20 protein-coding genes are annotated in these 24,258 nt (G+C 53.3%); 16 read left to right on the forward strand and 4 right to left on the reverse strand.

The genetic code is table 11. The features are described from left to right. Positions 1-29: 29 nt before the first annotated feature. A complete protein-coding gene (locus tag J2T14_RS26105) occupies positions 30-1,106 on the reverse strand; it encodes an alpha/beta hydrolase (protein ID WP_307475641.1) in 1,077 nt (358 codons plus the stop codon). Positions 1,107-1,379: 273 nt separating this feature from the next. Between J2T14_RS26105 and J2T14_RS26110 the strand changes: the two genes are divergently transcribed. Further along, a complete protein-coding gene (locus J2T14_RS26110) occupies positions 1,380-2,123 on the forward strand; it encodes an IclR family transcriptional regulator (protein ID WP_307475644.1) in 744 nt (247 codons plus the stop codon). Between the two features lie 263 nt (positions 2,124-2,386). On the opposite strand, the gene acnA is transcribed toward J2T14_RS26110, so the two are convergent. Continuing rightward, positions 2,387-5,098: an aconitate hydratase AcnA gene (acnA, locus tag J2T14_RS26115; RefSeq protein WP_307475647.1), complete on the reverse strand. Its 2,712-nt coding sequence runs from the start codon at positions 5,096-5,098 to the stop codon at positions 2,387-2,389. A gap of 229 nt (positions 5,099-5,327) precedes the next feature. Here acnA and J2T14_RS26120 point away from each other — a divergent pair, with 229 nt between their 5' ends. The 7 genes from J2T14_RS26120 (at position 5,328) to J2T14_RS26150 (ending at position 12,618) form a co-directional block, all read left to right on the forward strand. After that, positions 5,328-6,635 (forward strand): amidase domain-containing protein, encoded by a 1,308-nt coding sequence (locus tag J2T14_RS26120; RefSeq protein WP_307475649.1) that lies wholly within the window; start codon positions 5,328-5,330, stop codon positions 6,633-6,635. An 82-nt stretch (positions 6,636-6,717) separates the two neighbouring features. Next, a complete protein-coding gene (locus J2T14_RS26125; protein WP_307475651.1) occupies positions 6,718-7,827 on the forward strand; it encodes a D-alanine--D-alanine ligase in 1,110 nt (369 codons plus the stop codon). A 229-nt stretch (positions 7,828-8,056) separates the two neighbouring features. After that, positions 8,057-8,374, forward strand: a complete 318-nt coding sequence (locus tag J2T14_RS26130) for a hypothetical protein (RefSeq protein WP_307475653.1) — start codon at positions 8,057-8,059, stop codon at positions 8,372-8,374. Positions 8,375-8,377: 3 nt separating this feature from the next. Further along, complete coding sequence (uvsE, locus tag J2T14_RS26135) at positions 8,378-9,397, forward strand: UV DNA damage repair endonuclease UvsE (protein WP_307475655.1); 1,020 nt, start codon at positions 8,378-8,380, stop codon at positions 9,395-9,397. A gap of 115 nt (positions 9,398-9,512) precedes the next feature. Then, a complete protein-coding gene (locus J2T14_RS26140; RefSeq protein WP_373458216.1) occupies positions 9,513-10,334 on the forward strand; it encodes a sulfite exporter TauE/SafE family protein in 822 nt (273 codons plus the stop codon). Between the two features lie 107 nt (positions 10,335-10,441). Further along, positions 10,442-11,296, forward strand: coding sequence for an inositol monophosphatase family protein (locus J2T14_RS26145; protein ID WP_307206414.1), 855 nt, complete (start codon positions 10,442-10,444; stop codon positions 11,294-11,296). 155 nt (positions 11,297-11,451) lie between these two features. Then, positions 11,452-12,618: a PQQ-dependent sugar dehydrogenase gene (locus J2T14_RS26150; RefSeq protein ID WP_307475659.1), complete on the forward strand. Its 1,167-nt coding sequence runs from the start codon at positions 11,452-11,454 to the stop codon at positions 12,616-12,618. A gap of 231 nt (positions 12,619-12,849) precedes the next feature. On the opposite strand, the gene J2T14_RS26155 is transcribed toward J2T14_RS26150, so the two are convergent. Next, positions 12,850-14,160: a glutamate-1-semialdehyde 2,1-aminomutase gene (locus tag J2T14_RS26155; protein ID WP_307475661.1), complete on the reverse strand. Its 1,311-nt coding sequence runs from the start codon at positions 14,158-14,160 to the stop codon at positions 12,850-12,852. A gap of 154 nt (positions 14,161-14,314) precedes the next feature. Beyond that, the gene (locus J2T14_RS26160; RefSeq protein ID WP_307475663.1) at positions 14,315-15,346 is read right to left on the reverse strand and encodes an LCP family protein; all 1,032 of its coding nucleotides are present in this window, start codon (positions 15,344-15,346) and stop codon (positions 14,315-14,317) included. An 855-nt stretch (positions 15,347-16,201) separates the two neighbouring features. On the opposite strand from J2T14_RS26160, the gene J2T14_RS26165 reads away from it, so the two are divergent. From J2T14_RS26165 to J2T14_RS26200, 8 genes are all read left to right on the forward strand, one after another. Beyond that, the gene (locus tag J2T14_RS26165; protein ID WP_307206410.1) at positions 16,202-17,227 is read left to right on the forward strand and encodes an ABC transporter ATP-binding protein; all 1,026 of its coding nucleotides are present in this window, start codon (positions 16,202-16,204) and stop codon (positions 17,225-17,227) included. Beyond that, positions 17,224-18,018, forward strand: a complete 795-nt coding sequence (locus tag J2T14_RS26170; protein WP_307475665.1) for an ABC transporter permease — start codon at positions 17,224-17,226, stop codon at positions 18,016-18,018. The genes J2T14_RS26165 and J2T14_RS26170 overlap by 4 nt, the downstream gene beginning before the upstream one ends. Positions 18,019-18,024: 6 nt before the next feature. After that, the gene (locus J2T14_RS26175; protein ID WP_307206408.1) at positions 18,025-18,816 is read left to right on the forward strand and encodes an ABC transporter permease; all 792 of its coding nucleotides are present in this window, start codon (positions 18,025-18,027) and stop codon (positions 18,814-18,816) included. Between the two features lie 33 nt (positions 18,817-18,849). After that, on the forward strand, positions 18,850-19,326 hold the full coding sequence (gene bcp, locus J2T14_RS26180) for a thioredoxin-dependent thiol peroxidase (protein WP_307475667.1): 477 nt from the start codon (positions 18,850-18,852) through the stop codon (positions 19,324-19,326). Positions 19,327-19,852: 526 nt separating this feature from the next. Continuing rightward, positions 19,853-20,854 carry a methionine ABC transporter ATP-binding protein gene (locus tag J2T14_RS26185; protein ID WP_307476048.1) on the forward strand — a complete coding sequence of 334 codons (1,002 nt, stop codon included), beginning with the start codon at positions 19,853-19,855 and terminating at the stop codon, positions 20,852-20,854. Next, positions 20,851-21,513, forward strand: coding sequence for a methionine ABC transporter permease (locus tag J2T14_RS26190; RefSeq protein ID WP_307206406.1), 663 nt, complete (start codon positions 20,851-20,853; stop codon positions 21,511-21,513). Before J2T14_RS26185 ends, J2T14_RS26190 begins: the two co-directional genes overlap by 4 nt. A gap of 50 nt (positions 21,514-21,563) precedes the next feature. Further along, positions 21,564-22,409, forward strand: a complete 846-nt coding sequence (locus J2T14_RS26195; protein WP_307475669.1) for a MetQ/NlpA family ABC transporter substrate-binding protein — start codon at positions 21,564-21,566, stop codon at positions 22,407-22,409. Positions 22,410-22,818: 409 nt separating this feature from the next. After that, the gene (locus tag J2T14_RS26200; protein ID WP_307475671.1) at positions 22,819-24,171 is read left to right on the forward strand and encodes a polysaccharide deacetylase family protein; all 1,353 of its coding nucleotides are present in this window, start codon (positions 22,819-22,821) and stop codon (positions 24,169-24,171) included. Positions 24,172-24,258: the final 87 nt, after the last annotated feature.

Genomic DNA, 24,258 nt, shown 5'->3' on the forward strand with positions numbered 1-24,258 from the left:
ATGTCGTGCTAAGTTGGTTTAATGTTAGGCTATAACGTTTTGTCGGCTTGCAATTGGCCGTCCACTTGGCTTAAGAAGAGCGCTGCCCGCTGTATATACTCACGCGGATGGACTTGGAACAGCATCTCATGCTGGCCGTCAGGCACGATCCAAGAGCGGGAGAGCGGATTGCCTTGCACGGATGCGACAACCTCTGCCGTCTCATAAGGCGCTTTCACATCGTTTGTGCCGTGAATCACGAAGATCGGCATTTCATAATCATTCGACACGACCTCTTCGGCAGGTATGGAACCGAAGCTCGATCCCGTCCACAGAGGGATAAGGGATTTGATGAGAGGCAACGATGGGAAGCGCGGCAGCTCTACGAATTGATTCAAATTATCGAACAAAGCCTCCGGGCTTGGAACAAACATGCTATCGAGAATCATTGCGTCGATCTCCTCGGTCTGCAGCGCGGTCTGCAGAGCCGTACCGGCGCCCATCGAGAAGCCCCATACGACGATGTCCTCCGCACCGCGCGACTTGGCGTAATCAATCGCTGCGAGAAGCTGCTGCGATTCCTCCAAACCTCCTGTAGCCGGCGCTTTGTATTCCTTGGAAGCATACCCGTAATCGAATAGCAGCACATTGTAGCCTAAGCCGTTCAACAGCTTGGAGAGATCGTACATCGGTACCCATGTCTCCTCGCGATTGGCCCCGTAGCCGTGACTGAATACGACGGTTCTCGTTGATGCGGCATCGGACGCGTCTGCAGCGCTTATCTCGGAGCCGGCTGCGGGAACGAACCAGCCGCTAACGGTCGTATGGCCGCTATGGCTTGGGAAAACAACGTCTTCGTATTCAAGTCCGATGGCGGCTTTCGGATTGGAAGTGAGCGGAGCTACGTATGGATAAGCGAGCATCCAAGCAACATAACCGTGAAAGATAACGATAGCCAGCAAGCACATGGCAGTGACGGAGGCGATAGAGGCAACGACCAAATGCTTGACGCGACTCTTTGCTTTTCTCTTCGCAAACAGCCCGTCGGGGTCGATGAAAGGGAACGGCTGCAAGCTGCCCGAAAAACCGGATTCCAGCGGCCGTTGCGTCATTGTTGTTGTGCTCATATCGTCATCCTCCTTCAATGGTGCTTCCGGTTGCGTCGTAGTGGCAGGGAGAGAAGCGGCGGCTAAACTAAAAATGTAAGCGTTCTTTTGTGTCTAGTACTTTTATCGTAGTCCTGATGAAGTAGCCTGTCAATTGATGTCGACAAGATGTTAATCGTTTGTAATATAGCTGTAACGTAGAGACTTTTCTTTACGGCTTAAGAACCAATAGGGTATACTGAAATGAGAATCAGTTTCATTGAATGAAACACCGGATAGAGAGGATGGGGCGGCATGGAGGAAGGCAAAACGACTGTACGCGCGGTAGATCGTGCGCTTGATATTTTACTCTGCTTTACGACGAAGACGGATTGGGCAATGACGGAAATAGCCGAGCATATCGGGCTGCATAAGAGTACGGTTCACCGCATGCTTGCCACACTTGAAGAGAAGGGCTTTCTGGAGCGTGACCGGGCGACGGAGCGGTATCATCTGGGGCTTAAGGTATGGGAGCTGTCGGCTAATTTGTCCCGTTCGGACGATCAGGCGACGATCTGGCTGCCGGAGATGGTGCGGCTGCGCGACAGGCTGGGAGAGACGGTCAGCATCTATGTGCGGGACGGCTCGGAGCGTATACGGATTCAAGCGGTGCAGAGCAATCAGCCGGTGCGGCGGGTGGCGCCTGTCGGGGCGCGGCTGCCGCTCTATGCGGGAGCGTCCAGCAAAGTGTTGATCGCTTATGCGGAGCCCCACGTTCAACAGGAGCTGTTCGTCGATCCTGCATGGCTGTATGCGATAGACCTCGATCAGTATAAGCAGCAGCTGGACGAGATCGTTGCGCAGGGCTACGCGACGAGCTTCGAGGAGCGCGAGCCGGGCGCTGCGGCGTTGTCGGCGCCGATTCTGACACGTTCGGGCAAGCTGGTTGCCGCCTTGTCGGTATCGGGTCCTGCGAGCCGACTGACGATGGACACGATGCGCGGCTATGCGCCTGTGATGATCGAATCGGCCAAGCGTCTAGGCATGATGATTGTGTAAGCAGGATTTAAAAAGGAGGTGTTCCCAAAGCCATAGGCTAAGGGACACCTCCTTCGTTTCAATCTAAAGAAACGAGCTATGTTGGATATCTGCAGTAACTTCGTTCGATAGTCAAAACCTCGGAAAGTTACTGCAAAAATCCAACATACCTAACTCGGCAAACGTACTTGCGGTACGAAGGATGATAGAGGGGGAAAGGCGTAGTCGATAAATAGAAACGGGATGGAGCAGATAACACCTGCACCATCCCGTTTTCACTTTTATTACATGTTCGCGATCATTTGACGAAGCACCGTTTGCAGGATGCCGCCGTTGCGGTAGTAATCTACGTCAACGAGGGAGTCCAGACGAACAATTACCGGGAATTCAAACGTTGTGCCGTCTTCGCGAGTAGCGGTTACGGTAACCGTATCGCCCGGTTGAACGTCGTTGCTCAGGCCTGTAATGTCGAACGTCTCGCGTCCGGTAATGCCAAGCGTTTTCCAGCTTTGGCCTTCTTGGAATTGAAGCGGAAGCACGCCCATGCCGACAAGGTTGGAGCGGTGAATACGCTCGAAGCTTTCGGTAATAACGGCTTTGACGCCAAGCAGGTACGTGCCTTTGGCAGCCCAGTCGCGGGAGCTTCCCGTTCCGTATTCTTTACCGGCGATTACGACAAGGTTTTTGCCGCTATCTTGGTATTTCATCGATGCGTCGTAGATGGACATCACTTCGCCTGTTGGCAAGTAAGTCGTTACGCCGCCCTCTGTGCCAGGAGCCACTTGGTTGCGAATGCGGATGTTCGCGAACGTACCGCGCATCATCACTTCGTGGTTGCCGCGGCGGGAACCGTACGAGTTGAAGTCTTTGCGCTCAACGCCGTTGTCGATCAAGTATTTGCCGCCTGGGCTGTTAACCGTAATGTTGCCGGCAGGGGAGATATGGTCGGTCGTAACCGAATCGCCCATAAGCGCAAGCACGCTTGCCGAAGGAATATCGGCAATGTCGGTAAGCGCGTCGCCGATGCTTTCGAAGAACGGCGGGTTTTGGATGTACGTCGATTTTTCGTCCCATTCGTAGCTTTCGCCTTCCGGTACGGAAATCGCGTTCCAACGCTCGTTTTGCGTAAATACGTTCTCGTATTTGTCGCGGAACATTTGCGGGTTCAGCGAAGCCGCAACTGCGTCTTTGATTTCTTGGTTCGTAGGCCAGATGTCTTTCAAGTATACCGGCTGTCCGTCTTGATCGTAGCCGATCGCATCGCTTGCAAGGTCGATGTTAACCGTACCCGCGAGCGCATAAGCAACAACGAGAGGCGGCGAAGCCAGGTAGTTCGCTTTAACCTGAGCGTGAACGCGGCCTTCGAAGTTACGGTTACCGGACAATACGGCCGCTACCGTCATATCGTTGTCGGCGATCGCTTTGCTTACTTCGTCCGGCAATGGACCGGAGTTGCCGATACAAGTCGCGCAGCCGTAGCCTGCAACGTGGAAGCCGAGCGCTTCGAGCGATTCGATCAGGTTAGCTTTTTTCAAATATTCCGTAACGACGAGCGAGCCCGGCGTCAGGGAGCTCTTCACGTAAGCCGGCTTCTTCAGACCGCGCTCTACCGCTTTCTTAGCGACGAGGCCTGCAGCGAGCATTACGCTTGGGTTGGATGTGTTCGTACAGCTCGTAATAGCTGCGATCGCAACGGCGCCCGTGCCCATTTTGGACACTTGGCCGTCATTATGGTTAACGGTAACGAATTGCTCGATTTTCTCGTCGCTCAGGCCGTATCCGCCTTTGTCGATCGGCGTGCGGATAATGCTGTTGAACGATTCCTTCATCGAAGTCAGCTCAACGCGGTCTTGCGGACGCTTCGGTCCGGCAAGCGAAGGAACGATTGTCGAGAGGTCAAGCTCGATAACGTCGGAGAAAACAGGGTCCGGCGTTTCGTCCGTACGGAACATGCTTTGCGCTTTGTAGTAAGCTTCAACAAGCTCGATTTGTTCTTCTTGACGACCCGTTTGACGCATGAATGCAAGCGTCTCGCTGTCGACAGGGAAGAAGCCGATCGTTGCGCCGTACTCGGGAGCCATGTTGGCAACCGTCGCGCGGTCGGCAAGGCTGATGTTGGACAAGCCAGGGCCGAAGAACTCGACGAATTTGCCGACAACGCCTTTTTTGCGAAGTATTTGAGTAACCGTCAATGCAAGGTCAGTTGCCGTAGAGCCTTCCGCCAAGCTGCCTGTCAATTTGAAGCCGATAACTTCCGGCATGACGAAGTAAAGCGGTTGTCCGAGCATGCCTGCTTCCGCCTCGATACCGCCAACGCCCCAACCTACGACGCCAAGACCGTTGATCATCGTTGTATGGGAGTCCGTGCCTACAAGGGAGTCAGGGTATACGACGGTTTCGCCGTCGATTGTTTTCGTTGCGGCAACGGATGCCAAGTACTCCAGGTTAACTTGGTGAACGATACCTGTGCCCGGCGGCACCGCGCGGAAGTTATCGAACGCCGTTTGCGCCCAGCGAAGGAAACGGTAACGTTCTTCGTTGCGCTCGAATTCGACTTTCGTGTTGTATTCAAGAGCTTCAGGGCTGCCGAATGCGTCAACCATGATCGAGTGGTCGATAACGAGATCGACCGGGACGAGCGGGTTGATTTTCTTCGGATCGCCGCCGGCTTTCTTAACGGTGTCGCGCATGGCCGCAAGGTCAACGACAACCGGTACGCCGGTAAAGTCCTGCAAAACGATACGGGCAGGGATGAAAGGAATTTCTTTGTCCTCGCGTCCGTCAGCCCAAGTAGCCAGCTGTTTCACGTGCTCAGGCGTAATTGCGCGTCCGTCGAATTGGCGAACGGCTGCTTCAAGCAATACTTTGATCGAGAAAGGCAGTTTCGAAACGTCGCCAAGCCCTTGCTCCTGAAGTCCGTCGATACGATAGTATGCATACGACTTGCCGCCGGCATCAAGCGTGGTGCGGACGGAGTATTGATTTTGTTTAGACATCGTCATTCTCCTTTTGTATAAAATGTAACCCTTGTTTCACTCTGTGAAACAGGATTTCAAATTCCTTATAGCTATAGTATAGCGTTAAAATACCCCCTGCGTAAAGACCAATTATGTCCTTGGAGACATGCGAAAGGGGGCGAAAAAACGGTTAACGGGATGTTACATGAATCGGTGCATCGTTTCATATAATTAATCAGTTATTCTGTCAAATGCAGGAGGGATATCGATGTCGCGTACAGGTCAAAGGCCGCCAGTCAGCCAGCCTAGTCAGGGTCATAAACGGAATCAAACGTCGTCGCAACAGGGCAGCGGCTCTTCGCGTAAGACGGGCATTAAGCTCATGGCAAATGCCGGGTCGCCGCAGCAACGCGCCGAGGAGGAGCAGCGCCTGCGCAATGCGGCCAATCAGCCCCAGCCTCAGGCAAGTCTAAGTCATTCGACCAAGCAGCCTAAGCTTACATCGCTCCTGCGTGCATCGGAATACGGGCTGCAGCGTCAACAAGGAGAAGCGGAAGGATGGAAGTCTGCCGTACACCGGTACATTAGTTTGTACAATCAAGCCGAGACGGAGCAGCATGTCCAGGTGCTGTCCGACTTCGTGACGGACGCGGAGCATTGCGAGCGTCTTCGCTGCAGGCTTGAGCGTCTTCGCGAGCGGGAGCTGCTGCGCGGCGTTCTTCCCGCGGGAAGCGAGACGAAAGCAGAGCTTGTGCGCGTCAACGAGTCTCCAAGCGAAGTGTCGGTGCTCATTAAGCTTCATATTAGAAGGAGAATGGAGCAGCGGGGCCGCTTCTATATGGAGGAGAGATCCGAATACGAGCGGTTATGGTTGTGCCCGGCAGGAAAAAGCTGGGACGTCATGCGCGTCGAGCCGATCATATCCGAACGCAGGCCGCGTTATGGGACTTCAACCGAAAACTGGATGACAGTGGACGATTACACATTCTCCGAAGGCGAGCGCTCTACGCCCTCGATGCCATACTTAAATTATGACCTATTCCCTCAATTCAAACACCGTCAGCCGGGTATTCCCTACAGGAGAGATTTGGTTGCCGCTTACGCCGACCGGTGGTGGAACGAGGGCAATCCCGCCTATGAGCTTTTTGAGGTGAATTGCACGAATTATGTATCCCAATGCGTCTTTGCAGGTAATGCCCCAATGAACTATACTGGTAAAAGAGAAAGCGGCTGGTGGTATAAAGGTAGAAATAAAGGCCAGGAATCATGGAGCTTCAGTTGGGCCGTGTCGAATGCTTTAACGCATTATTTGGGCGGATCGCGAACATCGGGAATGCGCGCGGAGAGCGTATTTTCTGCCGACGAGCTGCAGCTTGGCGATATTATAACGTATGATTGGAACGGGGATAACCGATTCCAGCATAGTACGATCGTAACCGCGTTCGATGCGGCGGGGATGCCGCTCGTTAACGCCAATACCGTAGCCAGCCGGCATCGTTATTGGGATTATCGCGATTCTTACGCATGGACGGAACAGACGAAATATCGTTTTTTTCATATTGCCGACCTCATGTAAGCTTTGAAGTGATGACTGGGATGCAAACAGCAAGCAAATGGATACAGCAGTTATGAAATTTATTCGTACCGGAGGATGTGCCATGGGAAGCAAAGTTCGAGTTGGTCTTGTATACGGGGGGAAATCGGGAGAGCATGAGGTCTCTCTACAAACGGCGTTTGCCGTTATGGGCGAGTTCGATTATAGCAAATACGCAATCAAACCTTTTTATATTACGAAGCAAGGGGAATGGAAGACGGGAGCGGTGCTGGAGGGCCGGCCGGCAAGCGTGGCGGAGCTGCGTTACGAGTCCAGCGAGCCTTCCGATACAGGAGCGGCGTTAGCGCCTCTGTTCGCAAGTGTCGGCCGTCGTACGAGCGACGAGCAGCAGCAGATCGACGTCGTCTTTCCGCTGCTGCACGGCACGTTCGGCGAGGACGGCACGATTCAGGGCTTGTTCGAGATGGCGAACATTCCTTACGTCGGCGCCGGCGTTCTCGCTTCTGCCGTTGGCATGGACAAGATTATTATGAAAAAAGTGTTCGCCCAAGAGGGCTTGCCGCAATGCGTGTACCGGTACTTCAACCGAACGCAATGGCAGAAGGACTCCTCCTATTTCGTTATGGAATGCGAAGTGTCGCTCGGATACCCTTGCTTCGTGAAGCCGGCCAACCTGGGTTCCAGCGTAGGCGTATCGAAAGCGAGAAACCGCGAGGAATTGATCGCAGCCGTTAATTACGCGCTCCGCTTCGACCGCAAAGTCATCGTCGAGGAGTTCGTGGATGCGCGCGAGATCGAAGTCAGCGTGCTTGGCAACGACGAGGCGAAAGCTTCGCTGCCGGGCGAGATCGCTCCGTCCAATGAATTTTACGATTATAAGGCAAAATATATCGACGGCAAGTCCACGATGCAAATACCGGCTCAAATTCCTGCCGATACGACGGAAGCCGTTCGTGAGATGGCCGTTCGCGCTTTCCAGGCGATTGACGGCTCCGGCTTGTCGCGCGTCGACTTCTTCCTTCGGAAGTCCGATGGCCAGCTTCTTATTAATGAGGTGAATACGCTGCCGGGCTTCACGCCGTTCAGCATGTACCCGCTCATGTGGAAGGAAACGGGCCTCCCGTACAAGAAGCTACTAGACAATCTGATCGACCTTGCGATGGCTCGCTACAACGACAAGCAAGCGATCGATTTCTCAGGCGACGCGATCTAAAGTCTTGGATTGCTCCATCCGCCAAATAAGGCAATCTAAGCGCGTCAAAAGTAAAGCATGTCCCGCAAGGGACGTTAGCGATCCAAGCTCAAACGAAGCTCGCGAGAGCCTTTGCAGCGCCAACGTTACTCATAAAGCGGGTGTCCGGAGGGCGGCAGCCCTCGGAGCCCTCCCTTGGAAGGGAGGGTTTGGGTGGGTTCGAATATTTTAAGGAAGGGAGGTAGTCAATATGGGTTTCTCAACCGAATTTAATTCCGTATGCAAATACAAGTCCGAGCAAGAGCTGTATGAATTGTTGGAGTATGGAAGGGGCAAAATGGTCAAGAGCGGATTTCGCGTCTTTCCGACGGGCCAGAAGGTTATTGCCTATACGCCAAATAACGAGGCGATCGCGATTGTCCGCATCTTGGCTTCTATCGCCGAAATCAATTTTCAAGGCGAAGAAGTGACCGAAGTGGAGATGGAGCTTGTGAGAAAGCTGACCGAGGAAGAGTCGCGCATTCAGACGGCGCTTGCTTATGAAATGTTTTTTGGAGACCGCAAGTAGCCGATGATCGTCAGATTCGGTTTCGTAGCGATGAGCTTGACGCTTGAGAACGCATCTCCCTCGAGGACGATGACGTACAAAAGTTTCGCCAAGCTGAATGACCGTGAAGCGGGCATTCGCAAGCTGGAACGGCTCGCCGAGGAGAACCTGGCTAATACGCTGCGCATATTGAGGCATTGCCGGGCTAGCGATGTTCAGATGTACCGGTTCTCGTCCAAGCTTATACCGCTTGCGACGCACGGAGCGCTCGCCGATTGGAATCCGTTCGAGGCGCTGACGCCGTCGTTCCGGGAGCTGGGCGATTTCGTCAAGCGAAACCGCATGCGCGTATCGTTCCATCCCGACCACTTCTGCGTGTTCAGTACGCCGCGCGAGGAAGTGCTGGCGGGTTCGATCATCGACTTGGACAGCCATGTGCGGATGCTTGAGGCGATGGAATTGGACGAAGCGACAAAATGCAATATACATATGGGCGGTGCATACGGCGATAAAGAAACGTCCCGCGAACGGTTCGTCCGTCAGTTCGGAGCGCTTGAGCCGCGCTGTCTGCACCGAGTTACGCTAGAGAACGACGATAAAACGTTTAATGTTGCCGAGACGCTAGCTGCCGCGGAACAGGTTGGCGTGCCGATGGTGCTCGATATTCACCATCATGCGGTGAATCCGGGCGGCATCTCGGAGGACGAGCTGTGCGGTGAGCAATGGCCGCGAATCGTACAGACTTGGCAACGCGAGCGCGAGCGGTTAGGCATGTCTTCGGTGCAGGAGCTGCCGCCGAAGATCCATGCCTCCAGCCCGAAGAGCGTAACCGACCCTAGAGGCCATGCCGACTTCGTCGAGCCGCTGCCTCTGCTTCGCTTTCTTCGCCAAGCGGCGCCAGCAACCGAATACCTCGATTGCATGCTGGAGGCCAAGAGCAAGGACGAAGCGCTTTTCAAGCTGATGGACGAGCTTGGCAAGCTGGAGAAGCAGGGGAAAGGCGTGAGGGTGATCGATGGTGCAAGCATTGAAATCGTCATTTAAGAATAATCGTGAACAGCGCCGTCAAGGGATCGCCTTGGCGGTGCTGTTCTGAACGTAAATAGCTTGCATGCTGGAAACAGGCCCAACGTTCACAACTAGAGAGTGGTGATTTATGATGTTAAGTTGGCTGCTGCTTGTCGTGCTTGGCGCGGTTGCTGCCATATTCGGGAGCATCGTCGGGCTTGGCGGAGGCATTATTATCGTGCCGGCGCTAATGCTGCTCGGTCCAGTCCTTACGGGCGGGGAGATCGGACATGCGACTGCCGTAGGCACATCGTTAACGGTGCTCGTCGTGACGGCGCTAGCTTCGACGTTATCCTATGCCAAGCGCAAAATCGTCGATTTCAAGAGCGCTTGGTTATTCTTCATTACGAGCGGGCCGGCGGCTATGGCAGGCTCTGCGTTGACGGGACTGCTGAAGGACGGCGTGTTCCAACTCGTATTCGGTATTTTTATGCTGCTTATGGCGGGTTTGCTCATTGCCCGAGATTATATGAAACCGTTTACGCGCGAATGGCCGATCCAACGCAGCTTCACGGATGCTTCCGGAGAGACGCACAGTTACGGCTATGCCATCCTTCCCGCACTGTTAATCGGATTCGGCGTGGGTCTTATATCCGGCTTGTTCGGCATAGGCGGAGGTTCGTTATTCGTACCGCTTATGGTGCTGCTATTCCGATTCCCGCCGCATGTGGCGACGGCAACGTCGATGTTTGTTATTTTCTTATCTTCCATCCTCGGCAGCGGGATGCACGCCTTCCTGGGCGAGACGAATTGGCTTTTCGTGCTGGCGCTTGTACCCGGCGCTTGGATTGGCGGCAAAGCCGGAGCCTATATTGCGCTTCGAATGAGCGGCAAGGGTCTTATGTGGCTGCTGCGGGTCACGCTTCTGCTGCTGGCAGCACAATTGATCATTGAGGGAATATCGGCTTTTTGAGTAGACGCTGCATTAACTTTTTTCGCGAAACGCAACAGCCTATTTATACGTATGTAAAGCCATACATGGATTTACTAAAAATCATGCAAAGAAACGAGTGATGGACCGTGAGTGACCAGCTTAACGCTTCCGTCGTTGGAGGCAAAAGCTTTACCGCTGTTGCTATCAATTGCGCCTCGAAAGCAGGCGAATGGATTAAGACAAAGCTTGGCAATTACGCTAGCCTTGATATAAAGTACTCTTCCCATGATCTTGTAACGGAGATCGACAAGGGCTCCGAACGGCTGATCAAAAATTTGGTCATGACGCATTTCCCGCACCACTCCTTCTTAGGGGAGGAAGGCGTTGAGCCCGGGCCAAAAGCGTCTGCGAAGGCGCTGGAAGACAAGCTGGATGCCGAATATTTATGGATCGTCGATCCGATCGACGGCACGACGAACTTCGTGCACGGCTTCCCGTTCTTCTGCGTATCGATCGCGCTTGCTCATAAGGGCGACGTCATCGTCGGCGTCGTATACGATCCTGTGAAGGATGAGCTGTTTGTCGCCGAGAAGGGCAAAGGCGCTTATGTGCACGGCAAGCGGATGAGTGTATCGAGCGAGGAGACGCTGCGCGGAAGCCTTGTTGCGACGGGACTTCCAGCCGATCATCACTATGCGCTTCCCGTTAATTTGAAAGGCATTGCCGCGGTAGCTCCGCAGGTGCGCAATCTTCGAATCGCCGGTTCGGCTGCCCTTCATATGGCGTATGTGGCGGCAGGACGCCTAAGCGGCTTCTGGGAAATCGGCCTGAGCAGCTGGGACTTAGCGGCGGGCGCGCTGCTGATCCAAGAATCCGGCGGTATCGTGACGGATACGAACGGCAAGCCGTACGATCTGAGCGTACGCAATGTGATGGCTTCGAACGGTCGCATACAAGACGAGTTAATCGCAGCGCTGGCAGCGGCGAATGCAAATGAATAAGGAATAGCAGAAGGACAGCATGCCCTCACGTTAGAGCGCAAGTGGCTGTCCTTTTTTTGCATAGTGTGCGGGCTATGGTTGGTTTCTTCGGGAAATTGTCTATAATGCATGAAAAGATGATAGTTTCGATTAATAGCGAGAGAGGATGATAGACGATGAATCAAGCGCATATGACCAGGTTAGCGGCTGTCGTTATCGTATGTTCATTCATACTGGCAGCCTGCGACAACAACAGAGCTGAAAACGCAGGCAAAGCAACGGTTGCTCCAACGATTGTGCCAACGACGGTTGCAACGATTGGCGGTGAGCCGACTTCCGGAGCGGATCCAACGGCTGCGCCTGAATCGAACGAATCTTACTCGGTTCTCGCCGAGAAACTACAGATTCCATGGGTCATTGAGTTTGACGGGGATACGGTGTACATAAGCGAGCGGGAAGGGGCTATTGTTAAGCTGGAGGGGGGAGCCTTGGAGCGTCAATCCGTACAACTCAGCAAGAGCGTGAGACATAGAGGGGAAGGCGGCTTTCTCGGCTTGCTGCTGGCTCCGGACTTCAGTACGACGGGACTGGCTTACGCCTACCACACCTATGAAGAGAATGGTGCGCTTTTGAACCGTATCGTTCTTATTAAGCAGGATGCAGGGAAATGGACCGAAGTGCGCGCGTTGCTCGAAGGCATCCCTGGAGCAGCTAACCACGATGGCGGCAGAATGGCTATCGGGCCGGATGGGATGCTGTATGTGACGACGGGAGATGCTCAGCAGCCGGAGCTTGCTCAAGATCGAAGCAGTCTGGCGGGCAAAATATTAAGGCTGACATTGGATGGCAAAGTGCCGGCCGACAATCCTTTTGCTAATTCGTATGTGTACAGCTATGGTCATCGTAATCCGCAAGGACTTGCATGGGACGATAAGGGCGTGCTGTTCAATACCGAGCATGGGCCATCGGGCGATCCGGGCGGTCATGACGAGATTAACCGGATCGAGGCAGTCGGCAATTACGGATGGCCGACCGTGTACGGCGACGACAATCGCAGCGGGATGATCGCTCCACTATATCATACGGGGGAAGAGGCTATTGCGCCTTCAGGAGCCGCAATGGATGAGAGAAATCGTCTGTTGATCGCTACGTTAAGAGGAGAAGCGCTCTACCGCTATGATACGGTTGCCGGCAAGATGGAGAAGGTGTTCACAGGCGCGGGAAGGCTGCGCGACGTGAAGGTACACGATGGACAAATCTACGTGATCACGAATAACACGGACGGTAGAGGGATTCCGACGGATGCGGATGATAGGCTGTTAATTTTAAACAACGTTAATTAGAATCGTGCTGGAAAGCAGCTCTATTCTGCTAAATTGCGCGTGTAGTTGGCGCATAGATATAGAAAGTATATCTATCTGTCTGAGAGAACGGCGATAATGGTGCGTCAGGCGGTTGGTTGAACGGAATAGTACTGGAAAGCAGCACTATTCGCCAATATGGATGTGTTGAAGGCAGATAGATACAGAAAGTGTATCTATCTGCCTTCTGTCGTGCGGGGGAGCGATTTGACTTTACAGGTGTGCCATCGCTTTGCGGACTGCTTCGATCGTTGCGTCGATATCGTCAGTCGTATGCGCCGTCGTCATGAACCATGCCTCATATTTGGAAGGGGCAAGGTTAATGCTTTGATCGAGCATAAGGCGGAAGAACTTGGCGAACCGTTCTCCGTCCGTGTCCTGCGCTTCATCGTAATTAGTCACTTTGTGGTCGCAGAAGTGAGCGGAGAATGACCCTCTAATCTGGTTAACGGTTAATGGGATGCTATGTTCCTTTGCCGCTGACAGCAGGCCGTCTGCAAGACGGGCGGCAAGCTTATCCATGCGGTCATAGATGCCCGGCTCTTGAAGCAGCTCCAGACAGGCGATACCCGCCGAGATCGAGGCGGGATTGCCGGCCATCGTGCCGGCTTGGTAGGCAGGTCCGAGCGGAGCGACCTGCTCCATGATTTCTTTGCGGCCGCCGTAAGCTCCGATCGGCAGACCGCCGCCGATGATTTTGCCAAGGGCGGTCAGATCCGGTTCGATAGCGGCGCGGTCGGGGAAGATGCCGTAAGTCTGAGCTGCGCCATAGTGGAAGCGGAACGCGCTAATGACTTCGTCGTAAACGACTAGCGCTCCAGCCTCGCGCGTCAGCTTGCATAATCCTTCAAGAAAGCCTTCATGGGGCATAACCATGCCGAAGTTTCCGACAATCGGCTCGACCATAACCGCTGCCGTATCGTCCCCCCAGCGGTCCAGGGCAAGCTTAAGCGCTTCAAGATCGTTGAATGGCACCGTAATGACCTCTTGCGCGATGCTTGTCGGGATGCCCGCGCTGTCCGGAATGCCGAGCGTGGAAGGCCCAGAGCCGGCTGCGACGAGCACAAGGTCGGAATGGCCGTGGTAGCAGCCGGCGAATTTAATGATTTTGGTTCGTTCCGTATAAGCGCGGGCTACGCGAATCGTCGTCATGACCGCTTCCGTGCCGGAGTTGACGAAGCGAACCTTGTCAAGCGAAGGGATCGCTTCCTTCAGCATGCGAGCGAGCGTAATCTCAAGCTCGGTTGGCGTTCCGTACAACGTGCCGTTCTGCGCGGCCGTTACGATCGCTTTCGTAATATGCGGATGGGCATGACCCGTTATGATAGGCCCGTATGCGGCCAAGTAATCGATGTATCGATTATCGTCGACATCCCAGAAGTACGCGCCTTCTGCCCGTTTCATGAATACGGGAGCGCCTCCGCCTACCGCCTTGTACGAGCGGGACGGGCTATTGACGCCGCCTACGATATGTGCCAGAGCTTGCTCATATAGGACGCCGGATTGTGGTCGTTGCAAAGTCATGGTATGTATTCCTCCTCATTAAACACATTCAAAACGCTATCTTCTAGAATACAAAAGCCGCGCCAAAAAGTACAATGCGAATATGGACGGCTCCGAGTTTAATCATGAAAAAAAGACGCAAGCGGATACCATCCATCCGCCTACGTCTTTATCGTTACTCGTTAGTTGCATTCGAGCCGTTATCCGAAGGAACAGGCGTCTCGGATACGACAGGAATCGTCTCGTCGGATTGCAGCAGTTCCTGAATGTACTCGTGAAGCTCATCCTCGTCCTTAACAGCGATAACGGATGCGCCGCCTACGCGATCCTCCGCGATCAGCTCCATCGGAGGCACTTGCGTCGTACCGGCTACATGGCTCTTCACGCCGAGCTGTCCAAGCTTCAGCATGTCGTTGACGGACAAGTTCATATCGACGTAAGGCTGTACGCTCTCAAGAATCTCCTTCATCCGAATGAGGTTCCAGGTCGATTGAAGCTCCTTGGCTACCGCCTTAAGGAAGTTGCGCTGCCGCTCGGTCCGGGTGAAATCGCTCATCGCATCATGCCGGAAACGAACGTATTGAAGCGCCTTGTCCCCATCGAGATGCTGGAAGCCTTCTTTCAAGTCTATATCATAGCGGTTCTGGTCGCCGTTGTCCGTGTAACGCATATCCTTCTCGACATAGAAGTCGATGCCGCCGATCGTATCGACGAGCGCCTTGAACCCTTCGAAGTCGGTGTACACGTAGTACTGAATATCAAGTCCGAGCAAGTCGCCAACGGTCTTCATAGCCAGCGGGTAATCGCCTAGCGTAAGTGCCGTATTAATGCGGCCGCGGCCGTGGCCCTCAATCTCGACATACGTATCGCGGAGGACGGATAATAGATGCGCCTTCTTCGTCACAGGGTCGAACGAAGCGACCATAATGGAGTCGGAACGGGCTTTCTCTCCTTCATCCAAGCCGCGGGCGTCGCCGCCAAGCAGCAAAATATTGACGCGCTCCGTGCCTTCCCATTCGGGTACCGGTATAGGCGTTTCCGATGTGCCGTTAGGCGTTGACTCAACGACTGGATCCTGGAAATTATCCAAAGCATTATATACGCCGACGCTCCAATAGATGGCGTAGCCGACGACGGCGACAATGATGACCAAGAAGCTGATGAGAATCCATTTCCAAGTTTTTTTGGTCTTCGGTTTGTTTTGCATTTCGTTAGTAGTGCTCCTTTCAATGCGCAGAGACTGATTCGTATGAAAGCTCGATTATTGGCATGCATGGATAGCATGAAGACAATGAAAACTAGTATGAACCTAATATTTGCAGTATAGGGTTGTTTCAGTGGTCTAAATCATGCGATTGCTATGAATTCAAATAATATTTGCTGTTCCATCCCGTAGAAGTTGACTTGACGCCGAATATTCCATATTTATGCTGTGAAAAAACAAAAAATCCTTCGTTCATGAAAGAGCGGGCACGAAACCAAGCTTTCGCCATCAGAAGCCGGCATTACCCGTTTACGCTTTTAATACAAGAATTAACGTACGAGATGTGCCATAATCATCTTGTGGTTCTACGCGAAACGAAGCTTGTATCACCAAAGGTTGACACAAGGCGTTTACGCCTTAAATACAAGGATTCATACACTGGATCTGCATTTATCGCCTTGTATTTCTACGCGAAACGAAGCTTGTATTACCAAAGGTTGACACAAGGCGTTTACGCTTTAAATACAAGGATTCATGCACTGGATCTGCATTTATCGCCTTGTATTTCTACGCGAAACGAAACTTGTGTTATCAAAGGTTGACACAAGGCGTTTACGCTTTAAATACAAGGATTCATGCATGGAATCTGCATTTATCGTCCTGTATTTCTACGTGAAACGAAACTTGTGTTACCAAAGGTTGACACAAGGCGTTTACGCTTGCCCTTATCTAATGTAATATTACATATCATAAAATTATAAAGCTGAACGCTGCTTGGAAGCAAGTTTTATCGATTCAGCCAATAAAAAATCGTAATTTCCCAGGAAATGTCGAACGAGAGGAGCTAGACAACACGCTATGCTGGCTATAGATGTGAAGGATTTACGCAAGCAATTCAAGGTTCAGAAAAACCGCGAAGGGCTGTCGGGTGCGCTTAAGGACTTGTTCAAGCGCGAATATAACGAGGTAACGGCGGTCAAAGATATTTCGTTCCAAATCCCGCAAGGGGAAATATGCGGCTATATCGGCGAGAACGGGGCAGGCAAGTCGACGACGATCAAGATGCTGACCGGCATTCTTGTGCCTACAGCCGGCCATATCAAGGTCAACGGCTACGTGCCCTACAAGGATCGCGAGCAATTCGTAGGCGGCATCGGCGTCGTATTCGGTCAGCGCTCCCAGCTATGGTGGGACATCGGAGTAATCGAGTCGTTCCAGCTGCTGCGCAAAGTATACCGCGTATCGGAAGCGGACTTCCGCAAAAGATTGGACAACCTCGTGGAACGCCTCCAACTGGGCGATCTGCTTAACCGCCCGGTCCGCAAGCTTAGCCTCGGACAACGGATGCGCTGCGAGCTCGTTGCTTCGCTGCTGCATAATCCGTCGATCCTTTTCCTCGACGAACCGACGATCGGGCTCGATATAGTCGTGAAGACGGAGATCCGCGACTTTTTATTAGAGATGAACCGCGAGCACGGAACGACGATCCTGCTCACGACGCATGACTTGCAAGATATTGAAGCGTTATGTTCGCGTGTCATTATGCTCGACGACGGCCGCATTATTTATGACGGCGGACTTGACGATTTGAAGAGCCGCTGGAGCAAGGGCCGCGAAATTCAGTTCCAATTCGCCGGGCATACGCCGCTGGCGAAGCTGCAGCAATTGACGGAAGAGCTTGCTGTAACATGGTCGCTTGAGAACGACGTGACCGCGAAAATGTGGCTGCCGCACGAAGTGAACGTATCCGACGCGCTCTCGAAGGTCGTGGCCGGTACCGAAATCCGCGACATCAAAATTTTCGAGACGAACACGGACGATATCGTCCGCAGCATCTACTCATCCGGCTCTGCCGAAGTCTCGAAGGAGACGAGCGGACAATGATGAGCGCTTATATCGACTTTATTCGGATACGCTTCCTGATGATGCTCGCTTACCGCGTTAACTATTATAGCGGTATCGTTATTTATGCCATTAACATCGGTGCGTACTATTTTCTGTGGCAAGCGATCTATGGCGATAAGGAGTCGCTCGCCGGCTTTACCGTCGCGCAGATGACGACTTACGTCGCCGTCTCGTGGATGGCGCGCGCGTTCTACTTCAACAACCTGGACCGCGAGATAGCGAATGAAATACGCGACGGCAGCGTCGCCGTTCAACTCATTCGGCCCTATTCCTATCTGTTCGTGAAAATGATGCAAGGGTTCGGCGAAGGTTTGTTCCGCATGCTTTTGTTCATGGTGCCGGGCATGATCGTCGTCTGCCTGCTGTTCCCGGTGAAGCTGCCGACCGATCTCTCGACATGGCTGATCTATCTCGTCATGCTGTTCTTCAGCTTTCTGATCAATTCACAAATCAATATTCTTACAGGCCTATTCGCCTTTTTCGTCGAAAATAACGAGGGTATGATGCGCATGAAGCGCGTCATGGTCGACCTGTTCTCCGGCGTCGTCGTTCCGATCGCTTTCTTCCCGGGCTGGCTCTCGGGGATTATGCAGTGGCTGCCGTTCCAAGCGATTACGTATTTGCCAAGCGCGGTATTCACGGGCCGTACGCCAAGCAACGAGATTGCCGGGGTACTTGGCTTGCAGGTCGTATGGTTTTTAGGACTATTACTGCCGATTTGGTTCGTGTGGCGTACAGCACGCAAGCGGACGTTCGTGCAAGGAGGATAACCAGAGATGAGATACGCGGAACTATTTTGGGAATATTTAAAGAACTATGCCAAGACGCGTCTGACTTACCGCGCCGACTTCTGGATTGAAGTGCTGTCCGATCTGCTGTTCCAAGGGATGAACCTGATCTTCATATTGATCGTATTCCAGCATACGCCGTCGCTCGGCGGCTGGTCGGAGGCGGAGGTCGTCTTCGTCTACGGCTTCTTCATGATTCCTTTCGGTATATTCAGTACGTTCTTCAGCATCTGGAATTTCAGCGAGCGCTATATCGTGAAGGGCGAGATGGACCGGGTACTCACCAGGCCGGCTCATAACCTCTATCAAGTATTGCTCGAAAATGTCGATCCGCCGTCGCTGATCGGCTCGTTCGTCGGCGCCGTCATTATGGTTATATGCTGGACGCAGCTCGGCTTGCCGTTCCATGTAATGGACATTGTGATGCTGCTCGTGTTCGTCATCGGCGCCGTTCTTATTTATGCGGGTCTGTATACGGCGCTCAGCGCGTTGTCTTTCTACTCGGATGCGCCGACAGGCATCGTGCCGCTTATGTATAACATTCAGAACTATGGCCGCTATCCGGTCAACATTTACAATAAAATGATTCGTTTCGTACTCACTTGGCTGCTGCCGTTCGCCTTCGTCGGCGTCATTCCGGCGTCGTACTTCCTGGAGCAAAAGGCGGACGATCTGTCGCGCCTTGCCTGGTTCACGCCGATCATGGGCATTATCGTGTTCGGGCTCGGGCTCGCGTTCTGGAATAACGGCGTCAAACGATACAGAGGAGCGGGCTCTTAAGGTTTCGAGCTGAATCAGGAGGAATAGAGCAGCATGGTTCAATTGCAATTGGGCAAAAAAGCGCCGGGCTTCACGCTAAAAGCTTCGAACGGCGAAACGGTCAAGCTTAGCGATTACATCGGACATCCGGTCGTTCTGTTTTTCTATCCGAAGGATTTGACGGCGACCTGCACGCAACAGGCATGCGATTTCCGCGATACTTATGCGGAATATCGACAGCTGGAAGCCGTTGTGCTCGGCATAAGCGCCGATGACGTCAAGTCGCATGTGAAGTTCGTGGAGAAGAAGGAGCTGCCGTTCCTGCTGCTCGCCGACACCGAGAAAAAAGTATGCGAGAAGTACGGCGTCTGGCAGCTTAAGAAGCTGTACGGCAGAGAGTATATGGGCATCGTGCGTTCCACCTTCCTGATCGACAAGAAGGGCAAACTGGTACGCGAGTGGCGCAAAGTGAAGATTAAGGACCATGTCCGGCAGGTGCTCGAGGCTATTCAAGAGCTGGACCGCAAATAGGCAACAACAAAGAAGCAGGCTGGGGATAATCCCTTGCCTGCTTCTTTGTTGTCATAACTATAGCTATGTTGGATATTCGCAGTAACTTTAGCTGATTTGGAGGAGGGCTCCAAGCTACATTGGAAATTTAGAGTAACTGTACTCGTTATGAGCCCATTTCAACGGATTCCGGCTTGTATTTCTGCAAAAATCCAATATAGCCATCTGATACGTCTAAATAAGCCGTTCTATCCTGCAAGTATCCAATATAGCCCCATCGCTAGCCATCTCCGACGGACAACCTGCTTGCTTGGTGATTATTTAGCCGTTATGCGAATCCGATATCGATCAGCAAATGGATTAGTCGTCGTTTTTTTTACGGGCGAGCATTAATGAAACAAAACTTGTTGGAGACAATAGACCATGAATGGGCGGACTGGGATATTTTGTTCGTTGACCGTTGCGACAGCCTATTTATACAATATGGCTTGCTGTAACAGGGAGTACGGAGCGGCAGCGGCATTTGGACGATAGGGGGCATACGCATCTGATAGAGCTACATAACATCACGAAGTCGTACCAGGTTGGGGCCGTCTCGGTAGAGGCTGTTCGAGATATAAGCTTAACGGTTAAGAGGGGCGAAATATTCGGCATTATCGGCCATTCCGGGGCTGGAAAGAGCACGCTGCTGCGGTGCGTCAATCTGCTGGAGAGGCCGACCTCCGGATCGGTGAAGGTCGGAGAAGTGGAGCTGACCAAGCTGTCGCAGCGTCAATTGCAGGCGCAGCGCCGGAAGATCGGCATGATCTTTCAGCACTTTAATCTGCTTTCGATGTCGACGGTTCGCGACAATATCGCTTTTCCTCTCAAGCTGGCGGGGCTGACGGGAACTGCTGTGCGCGATCGCGTAGACGAGCTTCTGAAGCTTGTCCAGCTCGAGCAGCATGCGGACAAATATCCAGCGCAGCTGTCGGGCGGACAAAAGCAGCGGGTAGGCATAGCGAGGGCGCTAGCGGGCAATCCCGATGTGCTTCTATGCGACGAGGCGACGTCCGCGCTTGACCCGCAGACGACGAATTCGATTTTGTCGCTGCTGCTAGATATTAATGCAAAGCTCGGCATCACCATATTGCTCATTACGCATGAGATGCAGGTCATCCGCTCGATATGCGACCGGGTGGCGGTCATCGACAAAGGCGAGATCGTGGAGCTTGGCGATGTGCTTCATGTTTTTCTGAAGCCGGAGCATCCGGTGACGCGCGATTTCGTCGATCAAGTGTCCGATACGAGCGCTGCAAGCGTGCTGCTGGAGAAACGGCAGGGACGGCTGCTTCGCGTGACCTACGTGGGCGAGCTTACGTACGAGCCGATTCTGTACAACGCGGTGAAGCAGACGCCGGTGCAATTCGTTATTTTGCAGGGAACGGTGTCGCGGATGAAGCAAACGCCTTATGGGCAACTGATCGTGGAACTGCTGGGCGAAGACCTTGAAATCGATAACGTCGTCGCGGCTCTGCGGAAGGAAGGGCTGGAGGTGGATACGTTATGATGAGCTTCGAGAATGTGCGCTGGGAAGAGATATGGGAAGCGACCAAAGACACGCTGTACATGATGGCGGCCTCGCTCCTGTTCACGATTATATTCGGCTTGATGATCGGTATCGTGTTGTTCCTGACTTCAAGGAGGCAATTGCTGCAGCAGCCGATGGTGTACGGCATTTTGTCTGTTATCGTGAACGTGTTGCGATCCGTGCCGTTCGTTATATTGATGATTATGATTATGCCGATTACAAAATGGATCACGGGAACTTCGCTTGGCGTGGAAGGCTCGATCCCGCCGCTTGTCGTCGCAGCGACGCCGTTCTTCGCGCGACTGGTGGAGACGTCGCTGCGCGAGGTCGACCGCGGCGTAATCGAGGCGGCCCAAGCGATGGGCGCATCCAAGTGGGATGTTGTACGACGCGTGCTGCTTAGCGAAGCGCGCCCCGGATTGATGGCCGCGGTGACGATTACGGCGGTGACGCTCGTGTCGTACACGGCGATGTCGGGCGTTATCGGCGGCGGCGGGCTGGGCGACCTTGCCCTTCGTTACGGCTATCAGCGTTTTCAAACCGACGTGATGCTCGTGACGGTCGTGCTCCTCATCGTCCTGGTCCAGTTGCTCCAGATGGCAGGGGACGCGCTCGTTCGCCGCTACAGCCGCAAATAAGGAATAAAGGAACAGCTTAGAGAAAAGCTACTTTCAAAGGAGGGCTATACATGAAAAAAACAGGAAATATTTTCGTTACGCTTCTGCTCGTGCTTGCATTGGCCGCTTGCGGACAGGACAAGAATAACGGGGCTGGGCCGACCGATAATGCCGGCAATGCCGGCGAACAGCCGGAGACAGTGACGCTGAAGGTCGGCGCATCGCCCGTACCGCACGCAAAAATATTGGAGGTTGTTAAGCCTCTGCTTGCCGAAGAAGGCATTGAGCTCGACATCATTGAATTCAACGATTATGTACAGCCGAATACGCAGCTGTACGAGAAGCAGATCGATGCCAACTTTTTCCAACACACGCCTTACTTAGAGCAGTTCAATAAGGACAAAGGTTATGATCTCGTTAACGCGGGGGCCGTTCATATCGAACCGTTCGGCGCTTATTCGAAAAAAATCAAGAAGATCGACGAGTTGAAGGATGGCGGCAAAGTCGTCATTCCTAACGATCCGTCGAACGGCGGCCGCGCTCTTGCGCTGATGGCTACGAACGGCTTGATTAAGCTGAAGGAAGGCGTCGGCGTGAACGGAACGGTCGGCGACATTACGGACAATCCGAAGAAGCTGGACATCAGGGAAGTCGAAGCGGCGACGCTGCCCCGCGTGCTGGACGAGGTCGATCTGGCGCTCATCAACACGAACTACGCCCTTGAAGCCGATCTCGTGCCGACAACCGATGCGTTGTTCATCGAAGGCAGCGACTCGCCATACGTGAACATCCTCGTGTCCCGTTCGGACAACAAGGATGCGGATGCGATCAAGAAGCTTGCCGCAGCGCTTCGCTCGCCGGAAGTGAAGAAGTTTATTGAGGATACGTACAAAGGCTCGATCGTGCCTGCATTTTAACGGATCGGATCAATGATAGAAACGCGCGCACCGCTTTGGTGGGCGCGTTTTTTTGGCTTGAGCGGGAAGGGGAGGCGTAAGCGGAGTAATTCGACTTCTTTTCGAAAAAAGGGCAAGCGACGCGGAGATTAGATGAGTAATCCGACTTATATTCCATTCATACGGTAGAAGTCGCTTTTCCTTCAAGGCAGACGGAGAAATAGCTGGAGAAATCCATCTTATTTTTGGAGATGCCATGGTTTGGATCGATTTAGGTGGAGAATTACATCTTATATTCATCATAGGGTTTGGTTTGGGCAAAGAGAAAGAGTAGAGCAATTTATAGAAGGCTGTCATTTACTAGACTTGCCGCTCATATAATCTACCACATGAATGATTTTCATTACGATGATGGTAGAGAAGGGTGGCAATGTCGATGCGGCGGACGATGCAAGCGGCGATTTGTGTGATTGTGGTGTGGTTCACGATGGTTGAGCTTGGAGGATGGGCAGTCTACAAAGGGGAAGCGGCCGTAGAGGCAACGGCGACAGAGCCGCCGGCCTTTGCGCCTGCTTCTCCGATTAGGCATGCCGAGAAACAGCCGCTGCTTGCTGAGCCGGCCGCATATGAGGCTGCTGACGACGCGGAGACCGAGCATGCCGCAGTAAAGAAGGAATCAGCCGCGCAAACGGAGCGCGCTGCCAGCGAGACGGTCGTTCCCGCGCAGCCTAAGCCAAACGGCAAAACCGTTTACCTCACGTTCGACGACGGTCCAAGCAAGCACACGGAGCAGGTGCTTGATATTTTGAAGGCGGAAGGCGTTAAGGCGACTTTCTTCATGCTCGGCGAGCATGTGGAGCAGCATCCCGATATCGCAAGGCGAGTGCTGGAGGAAGGCCATGCCATCGGCAATCATTCCTATAATCATAAATATGAGGAGCTTTACGGAAGTTTCGCCGAATTCGCGGAGCAGGTGATGAAGGCCGACGAAGCCATCTTCGGCGCGACAGGCGTCAGGACGTCGTTATTCCGTGCGCCCGGAGGCACGTACAGCAACTTCGACCAAGGTTATTTCGACGCGATGGCCGAGGCGGGTTACATCGTGCATGACTGGAATGTGGATAGCGGGGATTCGAAGCGACGCGGCGTACCGGCGTCCGAAATCATCGCTACCGTTAAGAACTCGAAGCTTGCGGACAGCTTGAACGTGCTGCTGCATGACGGCGGCGGACATGAGGAATCGGCGAACGCTTTGCCAGCGATTATTTCTTATTATAAGGACAAAGGTTATTCTTTCGCCCCGATTACAGAGGAAGTTACGCCGATCCATTTTACACTCGCAAAAAAGCTGAAGTGGAGCAGGCCTGCCGTGTTGGAGAACGAGAAGGCGGCGCTCGTGCAATATGCGGGTCAGATCGCCAGAGAGCGCATGCAATTGCCGCAGCCGGCCGGTTTGGAGCCGAATCTGGTCCTTCATAAAGGCGAAGAGCAGCTTGTGCTGACGCCGGAGGAGTACGATCTAAGCGGAGGCTCGATTAAAGTGCCGCTCACGAAGCTGGCGGAATGGATAGGGGGCAGCGCGGAGCTTGATCCGGATAGCGGCGTCATAGAGACCTACTATAACGGCGAGCAGGTCTATTGGCTGTCGGATTACGCCCTCGGCGGGGTGCAAGGAAAAGCAGAGGCGGCTATCGTGCCCGTCCGGTCTACGCTTAAGAAGTTCGGCTTCGCGATATCGGACTACGTCTATGATGAGGAACGTCGCGAGATTTGGGTAAAATAGCAGCCGAATAGCGATTCTAGCACGTCTAAAGCAAGAGTAAGCTGGGGAGACTGAAAAATAGATAGATTTATTTTTCAGGAGGCGAAT

The organism is Paenibacillus harenae (genome assembly GCF_030812415.1).
GTDB classification, from domain to species: domain Bacteria; phylum Bacillota; class Bacilli; order Paenibacillales; family Paenibacillaceae; genus Pristimantibacillus; species Pristimantibacillus harenae_A.